Annotated in this window: 17 protein-coding genes; 7 read left to right on the top strand and 10 right to left on the bottom strand. The window is 33.1% G+C overall.

Going from position 1 to position 15,210, the window contains the following annotated elements:
- Positions 1–21: 21 nt before the first annotated feature.
- The 6 genes from H6X70_RS15230 to H6X70_RS15205 all read right to left on the bottom strand — a co-directional run bounded on the left by H6X70_RS15230 (position 22) and on the right by H6X70_RS15205 (position 4,785).
- The gene (locus tag H6X70_RS15230) at positions 22–909 is read right to left on the bottom strand and encodes a DUF4835 family protein (RefSeq protein WP_194768558.1); all 888 of its coding nucleotides are present in this window, start codon (positions 907–909) and stop codon (positions 22–24) included.
- Positions 909–2,114, bottom strand: coding sequence for a bifunctional phosphopantothenoylcysteine decarboxylase/phosphopantothenate--cysteine ligase CoaBC (gene coaBC, locus H6X70_RS15225; RefSeq protein ID WP_194768557.1), 1,206 nt, complete (start codon positions 2,112–2,114; stop codon positions 909–911). The genes H6X70_RS15230 and coaBC overlap by 1 nt, the downstream gene beginning before the upstream one ends.
- Positions 2,115–2,121: 7 nt before the next feature.
- The gene (locus tag H6X70_RS15220; RefSeq protein ID WP_194768556.1) at positions 2,122–2,451 is read right to left on the bottom strand and encodes a DNA-directed RNA polymerase subunit omega; all 330 of its coding nucleotides are present in this window, start codon (positions 2,449–2,451) and stop codon (positions 2,122–2,124) included.
- A 12-nt stretch (positions 2,452–2,463) separates the two neighbouring features.
- The gene (locus tag H6X70_RS15215) at positions 2,464–3,264 is read right to left on the bottom strand and encodes an outer membrane protein assembly factor BamD (RefSeq protein ID WP_194768555.1); all 801 of its coding nucleotides are present in this window, start codon (positions 3,262–3,264) and stop codon (positions 2,464–2,466) included.
- 118 nt (positions 3,265–3,382) lie between these two features.
- Positions 3,383–4,261 (bottom strand): 4-hydroxy-tetrahydrodipicolinate synthase, encoded by an 879-nt coding sequence (dapA, locus tag H6X70_RS15210; RefSeq protein ID WP_194768554.1) that lies wholly within the window; start codon positions 4,259–4,261, stop codon positions 3,383–3,385.
- Entirely contained in the window at positions 4,258–4,785 is a 528-nt protein-coding gene (locus tag H6X70_RS15205) for a DUF6913 domain-containing protein (RefSeq protein ID WP_194768553.1), read from the bottom strand. Before H6X70_RS15205 ends, dapA begins: the two co-directional genes overlap by 4 nt.
- Before the next feature lie 59 nt (positions 4,786–4,844).
- On the opposite strand from H6X70_RS15205, the gene H6X70_RS15200 reads away from it, so the two are divergent.
- Together H6X70_RS15200 and H6X70_RS15195 are read left to right on the top strand one after the other, a co-directional pair.
- Positions 4,845–5,603 (top strand): 5'-nucleotidase C-terminal domain-containing protein, encoded by a 759-nt coding sequence (locus H6X70_RS15200; protein ID WP_194768552.1) that lies wholly within the window; start codon positions 4,845–4,847, stop codon positions 5,601–5,603.
- 3 nt (positions 5,604–5,606) lie between these two features.
- Positions 5,607–6,521 carry a bifunctional metallophosphatase/5'-nucleotidase gene (locus H6X70_RS15195; RefSeq protein ID WP_194768551.1) on the top strand — a complete coding sequence of 305 codons (915 nt, stop codon included), beginning with the start codon at positions 5,607–5,609 and terminating at the stop codon, positions 6,519–6,521.
- Between the two features lie 37 nt (positions 6,522–6,558).
- Here H6X70_RS15195 and H6X70_RS15190 read toward each other — a convergent pair whose 3' ends face one another.
- From H6X70_RS15190 to prmC, 3 genes are all read right to left on the bottom strand, one after another.
- Positions 6,559–7,272 (bottom strand): hypothetical protein, encoded by a 714-nt coding sequence (locus H6X70_RS15190; RefSeq protein WP_194768550.1) that lies wholly within the window; start codon positions 7,270–7,272, stop codon positions 6,559–6,561.
- Positions 7,273–7,359: 87 nt separating this feature from the next.
- Positions 7,360–9,360: an NAD-dependent DNA ligase LigA gene (gene ligA, locus H6X70_RS15185; RefSeq protein ID WP_194768549.1), complete on the bottom strand. Its 2,001-nt coding sequence runs from the start codon at positions 9,358–9,360 to the stop codon at positions 7,360–7,362.
- Positions 9,360–10,205, bottom strand: a complete 846-nt coding sequence (gene prmC / locus H6X70_RS15180; protein WP_194768548.1) for a peptide chain release factor N(5)-glutamine methyltransferase — start codon at positions 10,203–10,205, stop codon at positions 9,360–9,362. Before prmC ends, ligA begins: the two co-directional genes overlap by 1 nt.
- A gap of 183 nt (positions 10,206–10,388) precedes the next feature.
- Between prmC and H6X70_RS15175 the strand changes: the two genes are divergently transcribed.
- From H6X70_RS15175 to H6X70_RS15160, 4 genes are read left to right on the top strand one after another with little or no spacing between them, the layout of a single operon-like run.
- Positions 10,389–10,844, top strand: coding sequence for a hypothetical protein (locus tag H6X70_RS15175; protein WP_194768547.1), 456 nt, complete (start codon positions 10,389–10,391; stop codon positions 10,842–10,844).
- 2 nt (positions 10,845–10,846) lie between these two features.
- On the top strand, positions 10,847–11,968 hold the full coding sequence (gene ribD, locus H6X70_RS15170; RefSeq protein WP_194768546.1) for a bifunctional diaminohydroxyphosphoribosylaminopyrimidine deaminase/5-amino-6-(5-phosphoribosylamino)uracil reductase RibD: 1,122 nt from the start codon (positions 10,847–10,849) through the stop codon (positions 11,966–11,968).
- A complete protein-coding gene (locus H6X70_RS15165) occupies positions 11,961–12,572 on the top strand; it encodes an HAD family hydrolase (RefSeq protein ID WP_194768545.1) in 612 nt (203 codons plus the stop codon). Before ribD ends, H6X70_RS15165 begins: the two co-directional genes overlap by 8 nt.
- A gap of 9 nt (positions 12,573–12,581) precedes the next feature.
- Positions 12,582–13,190: an IMPACT family protein gene (locus H6X70_RS15160; protein ID WP_194768544.1), complete on the top strand. Its 609-nt coding sequence runs from the start codon at positions 12,582–12,584 to the stop codon at positions 13,188–13,190.
- 1 nt (position 13,191) lies between these two features.
- Here H6X70_RS15160 and H6X70_RS15155 read toward each other — a convergent pair whose 3' ends face one another.
- Complete coding sequence (locus H6X70_RS15155) at positions 13,192–13,590, bottom strand: acyl-CoA thioesterase (protein ID WP_194768543.1); 399 nt, start codon at positions 13,588–13,590, stop codon at positions 13,192–13,194.
- Between the two features lie 191 nt (positions 13,591–13,781).
- Between H6X70_RS15155 and dnaA the strand changes: the two genes are divergently transcribed.
- On the top strand, positions 13,782–15,209 hold the full coding sequence (gene dnaA, locus H6X70_RS15150) for a chromosomal replication initiator protein DnaA (RefSeq protein WP_194768542.1): 1,428 nt from the start codon (positions 13,782–13,784) through the stop codon (positions 15,207–15,209).
- Position 15,210 lies beyond the last annotated feature (1 nt).

Below are 15,210 nucleotides of genomic sequence, written 5' to 3'. Positions count from 1 at the left end.
GGACTTTATAAAAACTAAGTTTTAATACTTAATATTTTGCCATTTACTGATATACATAGGTGCAATTTTCTGTAGAATTTCTTTTACTGAAGCGATTTCAATACTGGGTCCACCAGAGAAAATATCTTCAATTTCATCAGATTTAGCATCAAAGAACACTCGTAGTAAAAACGAATTCGGACGACGTTTATTCATCGTTTCAAACTGTTTTAAAGATTCTGAAATAGCCTCTTTTCCGGCTTTTACATTCACGCTCATTTCATCTAAACCCTTACGATGATAATCATACATTACCGATCTGAACTCTTTATATGTAGGCGATAAAATATTATCTATAAGCGCAAATCGACCTTGTAAACCATCGCCAACCTGCCAACCTTTAGAGTTGCCTTGTTGTGAGTAATTGGTAATAGTTTGCGCTTGATTATAATACTCACTTCCACCCTTTTCTGAAAATGTATCGGCATCTAAAGCTAAAATCATATACACATGAAAAGCCAAAACAGAAATTAAATTAGACTCATATTGGGTGGGATTGTAGATTAAATTTTGAAACTCAATGTATTTAAAATTAAAATCTTTATCGTTAAAATTATAAACTGGTGTACTATAAGAAGAGCCGTAAACTAAGCGAGAAGACTGGATTTGTAATGTAGCTTGAAAGGCTTCGCCAACGTAGCTATTCACATTAATAACCATACTACAATCAATACGTTCTTGCGGACTAAAGGTTTTGTTTGTCCATTTTCTATTGTTTACAAATTCTCTAAGCTCTTTTTCTAAGGTTTTAAAAATGGGGAAATTTTCGTTTCCAGTTTGCTGTGCATTAACAACAACATTACAATTTAATTCCTGTGAAAACCCTTGAATTCCTATAAAAAATATGAGTAAAACGAGTATGTTACGCATTAAATATGTGATATAATTTTGTTTAATAAGTCTGAAGCAACTTCCGATTTTGATTTTAATTCAAACGCTGAAATGGTATTTTCATCATCAATAAATGTTACTTTATTGGTGTCGCTTTTAAATCCAGCACCTTTATCGTTTAACGAATTTAAAACAATTAAATTTAAATTCTTTCTTTTTAATTTTCCTTTTGCATTTTCAAGTTCGTTTTCGGTTTCCAAAGCAAAACCTACTAAATATTGCTTGGTTTTAATAGCGCCTAACGACTCTAAAATGTCTTTTGTTTTTTCCAGCTCTATAACTAACGACGAACTTTTCTTTTTTATTTTCTGAAGCGCGACTTCTTTTGGTTTAAAATCGGCTACAGCTGCCGAAAGTATCGCTACATCGACCGTTTTAAAATGACTATGAACAGCATTGTACATGTCTTGAGCACTTGTTACGGGAATAACTTGAATAAGACTATGCGTTGCTGTTTGATTTGTTGGACCACTAACCAGAATCACTTCTGCACCAAGATTGGCGGCTGCTTTTGCTATTTCGAAGCCCATTTTTCCGCTAGAATGATTCCCTATAAAGCGTACAGGATCGATGGCTTCATAAGTTGGGCCTGCTGTAATTAATATTTTTTTTCCGCGTAAGGGTAATTTTCCTAAAACATCATTTTCAATAAAAGCAATGATATCTTCAGGTTCGGCCATTCTTCCTTCTCCTACCAAACCGCTAGCTAATTCACCGCTAGTTGCAGGAATCATAATATTACCAAAGGCATTTAATTTATCGAATGATTGAACCGTTGTAGGATGTTTGTACATGTCCAAATCCATTGCTGGCGCATAATACACAGGGCATTTAGCCGATAAATAAGTGGCTAGCAATAAATTATCGCAAACCCCATTAGCCATTTTAGAAAGTGTATTTGCCGTGGCTGGTGCAACAACTAGAAGGTCTGCCCAAAGTCCTAAATCGACATGATTATTCCAGACAGCAGTATCCTCATCTTCATTTACAAATGAAGAATATACGGGATTTTTAGAAAGTGTAGATAAGGTTAAAGGTGTTACAAATTCTTTGGACGCGGGCGTCATGACCACTTTTACGTTGGCACCAGATTTTATAAACAACCTTACAAGTGAAGCTGTTTTATAAGCGGCAATACCACCCGTAATGCCTAACAGTATGTTTTTGCCGCTTAGTATACTCATAAAGAAATTATTCCTGAGAATCTTCCTCAGTATTTCTAAAATAAATTTTATCTGTTAACCATTCTTGAACAGCTAATGCATGAGGTTTAGGTAATTTTTCGTAAAATTTAGAAACCTCAATTTGCTCTTTGTTTTCAAAGATTTCTTCAAGACTATCATTGTAAGTAGCAAACTCTTCTAACTTATCAATAAGTTCTTTTTTAATCTCTGTGTTAATTTGATCGGCACGTCTAGCAATAATCGAAATAGACTCATAGATATTGCCTGTTGGCTCGTCTATTTGATTTCTGTCGTAAGTAATAGTATTAACTGGAGCGTTGGTTTTTTTTAAATCCATCTGTTATTGTATTTAACTTTGTGAGCTGTAATTTTGTAATTCTTCTTCTATTTTCGCTGCCATTTCTTCTACATCTTCAATATGTTCTGAATTGGCATAATCTTTTTTAAACTGAATGTAATATTCCTTTGCGGTTTCTAGTCGCGCTTTTCTTTTTCGTTCAATACTGTTATCTGCTAATTTAAAAGCTGAATCTAACCTGTAAAATAATGCATCTTCAAGAAAAGGAGACCCAGGGAATTCAAAAATAAAATTATCAAATGATTTTATTGCAGCTTCATAATCTGAAATAATATCGTATTGTTTTGCTATTTCAAAAGCTTTCTTTTCCAGTTTGTAAACCAATTCCTGAGTAAGCTTATTTGCTTCTGGAACATATTCTGACTCTGGAAATAAGTTAATGAAATCTTGTAGCTTTTCTATAGCCTCTTTGGTTTCTTTTTGATCTTTACTATACACTGGTGAAAGCATATAATAACTTTTTGCACTTAAAAAAGAAGCCTCTTCTAGTTTTTCACTTTTAGGATAACTGGAAGCAAAACGTTCAAACTGATAGCCTGCAACATAGTAATCTCCCGTTTTATAAAAGGTATTAGAATACAAGTACATTAACTTTTCAGCCTGAGGTTTTCCTCTATAATTCGGGACTATTTGTGCAAAAAGCGCATTGGCTTTTGCGTACTCACCCGCATTATAAAACTCCTCTCCCATTTTAAACTTTGCGCCAATATCTTCCCCTTTAAGGGTCTTTTGATATTCGCTACAACTTGTTAAAAATGTGAATACTACTAGAATGTATAAAAGTTTGTTCATAAATTTTTAAACAGAATGCAAAATTAAGTGATTAATATGGATTTTAAAAATATAATTTCAACGCTAAAATAACTGCTAAACACTAGCAATTGTTAGGTTTAAGTTATATTTAACAATACTAATAGTTATTTACAAATGCTGTTATTTTAGATTTTAGTGCTTGTGATGCAGGAACTAACGGTAATCTAACCGTGTCTGCACACAAATTTAAAGCTTCAAAAACGCCTTTTATTCCTGCTGGATTATTCTCTTCAAAAATATACCCTATAGCATCAACGATTTTGTAATACAGTTTGTAAGCTTCTTTTGCTTCTCCTTTTAATCCTAAACGAATCATTTCAGAGAAATCTTTTGGAAATCCTTGTCCGATTACAGAAATAACCCCTGCGCCTCCGGCTAAAACTACGCCTAAAGCTAAATCGTCATCGCCAGAAATAATTAGAAAATCTTCAGGTTTGTTTTTAATCAGCTCAAAATATTGCGACATATTATTCCCTGCTTCTTTGATACCAACCACATTTTTAAAATCGTTAGCCATTCTTATAGTGGTTTCAGCTTCAATATTTTTTGAAGTTCTTCCTGGCACATTATATAAAATAATATCTACAGGACAAGCCTCTGAAACAGCCTTAAAATGTTGATAAATACCTTCCTGAGTTGGTTTACTATAATATGGTGACACAGATAAAATAGCATCAATCTGACTTAAATCTGTGTTTTTAATTTCATCAATTACTAAAGCTGTATTATTTCCTCCAATACCTAAAACCATTGGTACGCGACCATTATTTGCCTTAGCAATTGTTTCAACAACCTGTTTTTTTTCCGCTTTCGTTAAGGTTACACTTTCACCTGTAGTACCGCAAATTACAAGATAATCTGTACCATTATCTATATTAAAATTTACAATATTTGTTAATGCCTCGTGATCTATACTTAAATCGGCATTAAAAGGTGTAACCAATGCCACTCCAGTTCCTAGAAACTTACTATTCATGCTTTACTAATTTTATTTAATATCGTTAGGTATTTAAGCACTTCTGCTTTAAACACACTAAATTCGTTTACTTTGGTTTTTATTATTAAATCGTTTAAACGTTCATCAGATTGCAAAACGCCTATTTTAAATTTTGCTTTTGAAACTGCTGTTAACAACTTCAACTCTAAAATTTCACTAGAATAATAGCTAATCAAAAGATCAAAATCTGTTTCTAAAAACGATTGTACTTCTATATTTTTTACAACGCCATTCCAATTAAAATCTTCAAGATAACAGCCTTTTGCTCTAACATTAAGTGCATCTTTTTTCTTTGCTGAAAATGCTAATATCTTCAACCTGTTAGGCTGAATTTTAATTTCTTTAGCTAGTTTTATAAAGGACTCTTCATTATCAATTTCATCTATATTTAAGATGACTCCTAATGTTTCCGCTTGATTATTGTCAGATTTCACACTACGATCTGACAACAATGTGTTTATGCGTTTTTTTATAGATTTTTCCTTAAAAACCTTTAAAATCATTTATCTTTATAATTTGGGCAAAGGTAGCAAAAGTACATACATTATTTAAGATTTATAGAATGAGGTTTACACATTTAATTTATTTGTTATATTTTTTAGTTTTTCTGAATTGCAAAAAGGACAAATTTGAACTTACAAAAATAGAAGGACATCAAATACAAATTACAGATACGCTTAAAACAGACCAATCTATTGAAGATTATGTTAAGCCTTATAGGGACCATATTCAAAAGGATTTAGACAGTGTACTTGCTTATGCTAGCAATACCTATTCTAAAACAGACAGCAAGTTAAATACAGCCATAGGAAATTTCATGGCAGACGTAGCTTACGAGCAAGCTAATCCTGTATTTTTAAAACGATCTGGCCATAATATTGATATGGTTTTATTGAATTTCGGTGGTATTCGTTCGATTCTCCCTAAAGGAAAAATCTCTAAAGGCACTGCTTTTAAACTCATGCCATTTGAAAACAGCATTGTAGTTGCTGCTATAAAAGGCACGCAGGTTAATCAGCTCGTTGATTATTTAGTGAAAGCCAAAACCGCGCATCCTATCTCAAAACTTCAAATCATTATAAATACTGATGGACAACTTGTTGACGCCAAAATTAATGGTAAAAATATCGATCCTAATAAAACATATTATGTCGCTACAAACGATTATTTATATGAAGGTGGCGACCACATGACCTTTTTTAAACCAAGTGACAGTCTTTACAGATTAAATTATAAAATAAGAAACACCTTGATTGATTATTTTATGAAAGTTGATACCGTTAATCCTGTTCAAGACAACAGATTCATTCAAATTAAATAAATTATGAAACGCAGAGATTTTATTCAACAAGCTTCCATAGGCACCGCTTTGGTTTCACTAGGTGGACTTGGTTTACAATCGTTTACAACTTTAGAAAAAACTAAAAAAATTACCATAATACATACCAATGATGTTCACAGCCACATCGACCCGTTTCCGCCAGACGACCCTAGAAACGCAAACATTGGTGGCGTTGCCAGACGCGCTAGTTTAATTGAAGCGATTAGAAAAGAGAATCCGAACACCCTTTTATTAGATGCTGGCGATATTTTCCAAGGCACCCCCTACTTTAATTATTACGGTGGTGAACTAGAATTTAAACTGATGAGCAAATTAAAATACGATGTTGCAACCATTGGAAATCATGATTTTGACAACGGTATTGAAGGTTTGTATTCGCAATTACCGCATGCCAACTTTGATTTTATAAGCGCCAATTACGATTTCACGAATACAGCGATGGACACACACACAAAGCCTTATAAAATCTTTTTAAAAGATGGTATAAAAATTGGCGTATTTGGCTTAGGCGTAGAATTAGACGGTTTGGTTTCGCCTGAAAACTTTAAAGAAACCAAATATTTAGATCCTATTGAAATATCTCAGGATATGACCAGAATTTTGAAAGATGAAAAAGGCTGCGACCTTATTATCTGTTTATCACATTTAGGATACGATTACCATGATAGCAAAACCATTTCTGATTTAAACCTAGCAAAAGCCACAAAGAATATTGATTTAATAATTGGCGGACACACCCATACTTTCTTACCAAAACCAACCATTGTTAAAAATTTGGATGGCATAAATACCCTTGTTAACCAAGTAGGCTGTTACGGTATTAATTTAGGGCGTATTGATTTTTATTTTGATGCTAATAAGAACAAATCGGCAGATGGTGTTTCAATTACCGTATAAACAAAAAGTTTTATTCTAAAAACCTTAAATTATAAGTTTATTCAAGAATCAATTCATCTTCTTTAGAACCTTCATTCATCATTTTTGACTGTTTATAAAAGAAGAAAAATGCTGATAATTTTAATGTTACAGAAACCACATTAAGTAAATTTCTTTCTGCTATATAAGTATGCGCAATCCAAATAACTTCAGAGAATACTATTAGAAGTGAACCAATAAAAATAAATAAGGATTTTTGATTTTCTCTATAATTATAATTTAACAAAGCCAAGGTTAAAAGCATAAGCATAAGCGCATTATAAACCAATTCTACATAATACTCACTTCTTAACCCCACAAATGGCTCTACAATAACTTGCAATACATAAAACAGATATAAACTAAGCGCAAGTAAAACAACTAATTGCAGCTTTAAGTTTTTTATCACATAATACAAGCTTATCGATTTTAATAATTTAATTAATAAAAACATATAAGCAAGCATATACAACCCATTACCTAAATAGTAATAATAATTGTAATCAATATGATTTACAATCAAGTCTAATAAATCAGAAATCGCATATAACAGAATAAATAATGTAAAATAAACCGTCTTTTTATTTACAAAACACATATAAGCAAGCGCCATCAAAGGAATGATTAAAACCTCTAAATTTCCAGCTAATACTTCGTTTCCTTTAAATTGAAAAAAAACAAACAAAAAGTAAACCACCACTATAACACTCGCCAAAATCTTCGAATTCCACATGATGCTTTTTTTTGGTTTAAACACGAATATAATTCATTTTCATTACATTATATTATGTGTTTTACGATTTTTACAAGAAAATAACAATCAAACTTTTAATTTAAGTAGAAAATCGCTTTCACTAATTAAAGGAATATTTAACTTTTCGGCTTTTTCTTTTTTACTAGGCCCCATGTTTGCTCCAGCAATAATATAGCTAGTTTTTGAAGAAATAGAACTACTTACTTTCCCGCCGTTATCTTCAATAAGTTTTTTTAACTCGTTTCTTGATACGATTTCAAAAACACCTGTAACCACAATAATGTCGCCTTGAAGAATTTCCGTTTGCCCTTCCAATTGTGCTTCCGACATTTGTAGCTGTACTCCAAATGATTTCAATCTATTTACCGTATTGATGTTTTCTTCGGAAGCAAAAAAAGCACAAACACTCTCGGCTATCTTGATACCGATTTCATCAACGTTAACCAAATCTTCTTGTGAAGCAGCCATTACAGCATCGATGCTTTTATAATGCTTTGCTAATTTTTTAGCAACCGTTTCTCCCACATAACGAATACCCAAAGCATACAAAACGCGTTCAAACGGAATGTTCTTAGATTGCGAAATGCCCTGTATTAAATTATCGGCACTCTTTTCTGCCATACGCTCTAAAGGAATCACTTGATCTTTGGTTAACACATACAAATCAGAATAATTAGAAATAAGCCCTTCTTTTACCAACAAAGCAACGGTTTCGCCACCTAAACCATCAATATCCATGGCCTTTCTTGAAATAAAATGCTGTATTCTTCCTATAATTTGCGGTTTACATCCATTGTAATTCGGACAATAATGCTGTGCTTCGCCTGCTTGTCTTACCAATTCCGTTTCACATTCCGGACACTTTGAAATATACACCGTTGGCACAGAATTTAAATCTCTTTTAGTTAAATCGACACCAAGAATTTTAGGTATAATTTCGCCTCCCTTTTCCACATAAACTTCATCGCCAACGCGTATATCAAGTTTTTCAATTTGATCGGCATTATGTAACGACGCGCGTTTTACAGTAGTCCCTGCCAACTCAACAGGTTCTAAATTTGCAACAGGCGTAATGGCTCCAGTACGCCCAACTTGATAAGTAATACTATTTAATCGTGTTGAAACCTGCTCGGCTTGAAACTTATACGCCATTGCCCATCGTGGTGCTTTTGCCGTATAACCCAATTCTTCTTGATGCTGTAAACTATTTACTTTTACCACCACACCATCAGTTTCGTAAGGTAAACTATGGCGGTGAATATCCCAGTAATTAATAAATTCTAAAACTTCATCTATAGAATTGGCTAGTTTAGCAGCATCGGGCACTTTAAACCCCCACTGTCTTGCTTTTTCTAAGCTGTCAAACTGTGTTTCTACACCTAGTTTTGTTCCTGTTAAATTATAAAGTAAACACTCTAAAGGACGCTTAGCAACCTCGCCACTGTCTTGGAGCTTTAAACTTCCAGATGCTGTGTTTCTAGGGTTTCTATAGGGCTCCTCGCCTATTTCAATCCGTTCTTCATTCATTTTATTAAAACCTTCAAACGGCAAGACAATTTCGCCTCGAATATCAAATCTTGGAGGAAAATCACCTTTTAATTGCAATGGAACAGATTTAATGGTTTTCACATTAGCAGTTACATTATCACCTTGAAAACCATCGCCTCTAGTTACTGCTTTTTCTAAAACACCATTTTCATAAGTCAAACTTATGGATGCACCATCGTATTTTAATTCGCAAGTGTATTGAATTTCACCATCCACCATCTTTTTAATGCGCGCTTCCCAATCCTGTAAATCTTCTTTGGAATATGAATTATCTAAAGAATACATACGATGTTCATGAACCAAAGTTTCAAAATTCTTGGTCACCGCTCCCCCAACGCGCTGTGTGGGTGAATTGGCATCAAAAAACTCTGGATGTTTTAATTCTAAATCCTGAAGTTCCTTCAGTTTCATATCAAAATCGTAATCTGAAATTACCGCAGAATCCTGTACATAATATTTATCGTTATGTTCGCGTAACTCGGCTCTAAGCGCTAGTATTTTTTGTTCAATTGTATTCATTAATTCTTTACACCTTTTATCATTCTGTCCTTACGGAAGATGTCTTGTTTTAATTCAATATTAGAAAATTCATGTTTTTGCAAGAGTCGAATCATTTCATTACCTAAAAATTCATTTATTTCAAACAGCAATTCGCCGTTTTCAACCAAATTCTGAACTGCAAATTCTGTAATAGCTTTATAAAACTGCAATGCATTATCGTCTTTTACAAACAGGGCTAAATGCGGTTCGTTCTCCAAAACATTAGGCTTCATAAGCACCTGTTCTTTTTCCCTAACGTAGGGCGGATTTGAAACAATAATATCAAATTTTAAATCATTAATTTGTGTTGTCGTTAAAATATCAGCTTCAATAAATTGAACTTCAACAGCATTTAAAACCGCATTTTCTTTGGCCACTTCAATGGCTTTATTACTAACATCCAAAGCATAAACCGAAGCGTTTTTAAGATTTTTAGCTAATGATATTGCAATACAACCGCTGCCTGTACCAATATCTAAAATATTTATATGCTTGTTCCCATTGGTATGTTTTAAAATCCACTCCACCAATTCTTCGGTTTCTGGGCGAGGAATTAAAACATTTTTATTCACTTTAAATGGGAGGCCGTAGAATTCGGTTTCGCCAATTATATATTGAATAGGCTTATGTTTTTTAAGCGCCTTTAAAGCCTTTAAAATTTGCGAATCATCTTCAACAGAGATTTCAGAATCCATAGCCATTTCAATACGAGAAACTTGATAAAAAACATCAACTAGCGTATAGAAAAAACTATTTACTTCCTCTGTAGCATAGAGGGTATCTAATTCTGCGTGAAACTTCTTTTGTATATCTTTTAGTCTCATATTTTTAGTATTCCTGAAAAACAGTCATTGTTTAACATCTATTTTGATATTTAATTGTTTCAATCTACTGTTTAAATTCGGTTAGATCTAAGAATTAATTTCTCGAATAACTATAGTATCTTTACGCACTTTAAGCGTTAAAATTTGAATACGTGAAGATACGCCAAATCGTAAAATTTTAAAATGAAAAACCTTATAATCTTATCAACAATATGCCTAACACTGTTACATTGTACAGTTAGAGAGCAACCGCGATTTATAGGACTTGAAAACATTCAAGTTTTAGAAAGCAATTCTGAATTTATCACGTTAAGCGCTGACGCTTTATTTATTAACCCGAATGATATTGATGGTGAATTAAGCACCAACGAATTAAAAATTTTCGTCAATAATAAGAACCTTGCCACGATTGAAAACCAAACCTATAAAGTACCTGCTAAAAAAGAGTTTTCGATAGCTTTAACCTCTAAAATTCCAACAGATAGTTTAATAAACACAAAAAACTTAGTTGGTTTAATAGATAGTTTTATGTCAAAAACTATAAACGTGCAGTATAAAGGAGAAATAGTTTATAAAGTTTTAGGGATTTCTAAAACTTATGTTATTGATAAATCTGAGGAAATTAAAATCAACTTATAAGCTTGAACACTCAAGAGCACTACATAAAACGTTGTTTAGAAATTGCCAAAAACGGCTTGGGAACCACACGCCCTAACCCCACGGTTGGCGCTGTAATTGTGCATAATAATAAAATTATAGGCGAAGGTTTTACAAGTGATTTTGGCGGAAATCACGCCGAAGTAAACGCAATAAACAGTGTTACTAATAGAGACTTATTAAAAGAAGCAACTATTTACGTAACTCTAGAACCTTGCTCGCACTATGGTAAAACACCACCTTGCAGCGATTTAATCATTAAACATCAAATCCCAAATGTAGTGATTGGCTGTATTGATGATAACGAAAAAGTCGCAGGAAAAGGCATTGCCAAATTGAAAAACGCAGGATGTAATGTTACAGTTGGTGTTTTAGAAGAAGCCTGTAAAAATCACCACAAACGCTTTTTTACCTTTCATAATAAAAAACGTCCGTATATTATATTAAAATGGGCCGAAACCGAAAACGGCTATTTATCTCCAGAGGAAAAAGACGAACAAAAACCCGTTTGGATTACAAACAGCTATTCTAGACAATTGGTGCATAAATGGCGTACCGAAGAACAAGCTATACTAGTTGGCACAAATACCGTTTTAGAAGATAATCCTAGTTTAACGGCAAGAGATTGGATTGGAAAAAACCCTATCCGAATTGTGTTAGATAGAAATAAAAAACTCTCCAAAAACTTTATGGTTTTTGATGAATCTGGTGAGACTATTGTAATAAGTGAGCGAACGGGAGACGAGAGACAGGAGACGGATGAGAAAAGACAGAAGACGAGAGACTGGAGACGGGAAATTGAGGACGGGAGACCAATGACAGAAGACCGGGGACTGAAGACCGAGTATATAAATTGGGAATTAAAAACCGCTATTGCAAAGCAAATTTGCGACATAGCATTCCAAAAAAACATCAACTCGATTATTATTGAAGGTGGTGCCAAAACATTGCAAACCTTTATTGATGAAAACCTTTGGGATGAAGCACGAGTTTTTACAGGACAAGTAAGCTTCAAAACAGGCACAAAAGCCCCTGAGTTTTCAGGCGTATTAATTTCAGAAGAAAAAATAAAAACAGACATTCTAAAGATTTACAAAAATGATTAAAACCCTCATATTCGATTTCGGCAATGTATTTATCAACTTAGACATTGAAGGCGCTAAAAAAAATGCTTTTGAAGTTTTAGAAATCGATTCTTTTTCTGAAGAAATAACCGCATTTAATAGTTTTTACGAACAAGGTTTAATTTCAACAGCTGAATTTTTAGATTTTTATGCTGAAAATTTTCCGAAGCTTTCAAAAGAAGACATTATTGATGTTTGGAACGCGATGTTAAAACATTTTCCGAAGCACCGTTTAGAGTTTTTACAAACCTTAAAAGCATCTGGGAAATACAAACTCATATTATTAAGCAACACGAACGAACTTCACATTGATTACATCAAACAGAATGTGAATTTCTTTGATGATTTCAAAAAATGCTTTGATAAGTTTTACCTATCTCATGAAATTCATTTAGCAAAACCGAATTATGATATTTTCGAATTTGTTTTAAAAGAAAATAAACTTATTCCTGAAGAATGCCTTTTTATAGACGACAATAAAGAAAATATTATAAGTGCAAATGCGCTAAAAATTAAAACTTGGCACATTAATCCTGAAACGGAAGACGTTTCTACATTGTTTGAAACAAAAAGTAATCTCTTTTAAACAGCATATTTGGCAGAAAAAGACACATACAAAACCATTGAAACTAGTCCTGAACCAACCTTGTTTAAGGACAAAAACAGCAAATTTTTCGGCTATGCTTTTCCAGTAAAAACCGAAGAAGATGTAAAAACCCACCTAGACCTTTTAAAAAAAGAACACCATTCGGCAAGGCATTGGTGCTACGCCTACCAATTAGGAACCGAAACCATTGCCTATCGGGCTAACGACGACGGCGAACCAAGCAATTCTGCGGGTATGCCAATTTACGGACAGATTCAATCTTTTGAAGTCACCAACATATTAATTGTTGTAGTGCGTTATTTTGGCGGTGTTAAATTAGGCGTTGGTGGTTTAATAAATGCCTATAAAACTTCAGCACAACTGACCTTAGAAGCTTCAAAAATTATTAAAAAAACCATCAATATTGATTATCTAATTTCATTTGATTACAAAAACATGAATACGGTAATGCGTATCATTAAAGAAAAAAAATTAAAAATCATCCATCAAAAACTGGAAATGGATTGCCAAATTACAATTTCGGTTAGAAAAAAAGATTCCGCATCAATTTTCGATATTTTCAATCATCTTTACGAAATAAAAATCAAAGCGCTTTAAACTAAAGTTTTAAGGCATCTAAAATGTATTTTGGTGGTCTTGTGGGACGATTTGTTTTTTTGTCTATAAAAACTAAAATCGTATTTGCAGTTGTTAAAATTTCACCTTTTTCATTGGTGATTTCGTAGTCAAATTCAATCTTAACCGTTGGTATACTGTTTAGTTGTGTTTTAACATTAATTACATCATCATAACCTGCTGATTTTTTATAGTTTAAGCTCATAGAAACAACTGGGAGCATCACACCATCTTCTTCCATTTTTTTATAAGAAACTCCAATCTTACGAAGCCACTCAATACGCCCCATTTCAAGGTATAACGCGTAGTTTCCATGATAAACAACCCCCATTTGGTCGGTTTCACCATATCGAACTCTTATTTGTATTTCATCGAATTTCATAAGTATAATTGGATATTTTTTTGTAGTTTCGGCTAGAGGTTAAACATGGGGAAAAAAATCTAAATATTCAATAGTATTTCATTTTTTTTTTAAGATTTTTGTTCACATATTTGCCTCGCTATAAAAGGGGAGCGAAAGGTCGTTTTTTTCGCTGATTTCTAAACTAACAAATAAAATCTATATAATAAAAAATGAGTGTAACTGCGCAATCGGTATGGAATAACTGTCTAGAATTCATAAAGGATAATATTCAACCGCAAGCATACAAAACATGGTTTGAACCAATTGTCGCAGTCAAATTAACAGACACTGCATTAAGCATTCAAGTACCTAGTAAATTCTTTTACGAATGGCTTGAAGAACATTATGTAAAAATCCTAAAAGTATCACTTACAAAGGAGTTAGGAGAAACCGCCAAACTGGTGTACATTATTAGAATGGAAAACACCTATGGCAACAAACAACCTTTTACCGAAAAAATTCCGAGTTCAAACCGTTCTGCTGTGAAATCGCAAAATGTTGATATTCCTTTAAATAATAAAAGCCCTGAATTACGCAATCCGTTTGTAATTCCAGGCATTAGAAATGTAAAGATAGAATCGCAACTAAATCCGAATTACAGTTTTGAGAATTTCCTTGAAGGTGATTCTAACCGTTTAGCACGAAGTGCTGGATTAGCCGTTGCTGCCAAACCAGGAGGAACATCCTTCAACCCTCTATTAATTTTTGGTGGTGTTGGTTTAGGAAAAACGCACTTAGCGCATGCTATTGGCGTAGACATAAAAGACAAATATCCAGAAAAAACAGTTTTATATATTTCTGCTGAAAAATTTACGCAACAATATATAGACGCTGTGAAAAAGAATAATAGAAATGATTTTATTCATTTTTATCAAATTATCGATGTTCTTATTATTGACGACGTGCAATTCCTTTCGGGGAAAACAGGAACTCAAGATGTATTCTTTCATATATTCAACCATTTACATCAAAATGGAAAACAAGTTATTTTAACAAGTGATAAAGCACCTGTTGATATGCAAGATATCGAACAACGTTTGCTTTCACGTTTTAAATGGGGTTTATCTGCCGAATTACAAAATCCAGATTTTGAAACTCGAGTCTCTATATTAAAGAACAAACTCTATCGTGATGGCGTTGAAATGCCTGAAGATATTATTGATTATGTTGCTAAAAACATCAAATCGAATGTTCGAGAATTAGAAGGCGCCATAATTTCGTTAATTGCCCAATCATCTTTCAACAAAAAAGAAATCACAATTGATTTAGCAAAAGTGATTGTTGAAAAATTCGTTAAGAACACCAAACGCGAAGTTTCTATAGATTATATCCAAAAAGTAGTTTCCGATTATTTCCAAATGGACATCGACACACTACAATCTAAAACCAGAAAACGCCACATTGTACAAGCCAGACAATTAGCCATGTTTTTTGCTAAAAAATTCACAAAAGCTTCTTTAGCTAGTATTGGTTCGCAAATTGGAAAAAGAGATCACGCTACAGTTTTACACGCTTGTAAAACGGTTCACAACCTATCTTCAACAGACAAACAGTTTAGAAAATATGTTGAAGACATTACCAAAAAACTTTCTGTTTAAA

Source organism: Tamlana sp. I1 (genome assembly GCF_015355625.1).
Classification (GTDB): Bacteria; Bacteroidota; Bacteroidia; order Flavobacteriales; family Flavobacteriaceae; genus Pseudotamlana.
Note: the sequence above shows the minus strand (reverse complement) of the source record. Positions and strands in the feature narration are given on the sequence as shown.

Coding starts and splice junctions, on each gene's coding strand:
- dnaA (WP_194768542.1), top strand. CDS start 13,782: ATGAGTGTAACTGCGCAATCGGTATGGAATAACTGTCTAGAATTCATA.
- H6X70_RS15155 (WP_194768543.1), bottom strand. CDS start 13,590: ATGAAATTCGATGAAATACAAATAAGAGTTCGATATGGTGAAACCGAC.
- H6X70_RS15165 (WP_194768545.1), top strand. CDS start 11,961: ATGATTAAAACCCTCATATTCGATTTCGGCAATGTATTTATCAACTTA.
- H6X70_RS15175 (WP_194768547.1), top strand. CDS start 10,389: ATGAAAAACCTTATAATCTTATCAACAATATGCCTAACACTGTTACAT.
- H6X70_RS15190 (WP_194768550.1), bottom strand. CDS start 7,272: ATGTGGAATTCGAAGATTTTGGCGAGTGTTATAGTGGTGGTTTACTTT.
- H6X70_RS15200 (WP_194768552.1), top strand. CDS start 4,845: ATGAGGTTTACACATTTAATTTATTTGTTATATTTTTTAGTTTTTCTG.
- ligA (WP_194768549.1), bottom strand. CDS start 9,360: ATGAATACAATTGAACAAAAAATACTAGCGCTTAGAGCCGAGTTACGC.
- prmC (WP_194768548.1), bottom strand. CDS start 10,205: ATGAGACTAAAAGATATACAAAAGAAGTTTCACGCAGAATTAGATACC.
- H6X70_RS15230 (WP_194768558.1), bottom strand. CDS start 909: ATGCGTAACATACTCGTTTTACTCATATTTTTTATAGGAATTCAAGGG.
- H6X70_RS15215 (WP_194768555.1), bottom strand. CDS start 3,264: ATGAACAAACTTTTATACATTCTAGTAGTATTCACATTTTTAACAAGT.
- coaBC (WP_194768557.1), bottom strand. CDS start 2,114: ATGAGTATACTAAGCGGCAAAAACATACTGTTAGGCATTACGGGTGGT.
- H6X70_RS15195 (WP_194768551.1), top strand. CDS start 5,607: ATGAAACGCAGAGATTTTATTCAACAAGCTTCCATAGGCACCGCTTTG.
- H6X70_RS15205 (WP_194768553.1), bottom strand. CDS start 4,785: ATGATTTTAAAGGTTTTTAAGGAAAAATCTATAAAAAAACGCATAAAC.
- H6X70_RS15220 (WP_194768556.1), bottom strand. CDS start 2,451: ATGGATTTAAAAAAAACCAACGCTCCAGTTAATACTATTACTTACGAC.
- dapA (WP_194768554.1), bottom strand. CDS start 4,261: ATGAATAGTAAGTTTCTAGGAACTGGAGTGGCATTGGTTACACCTTTT.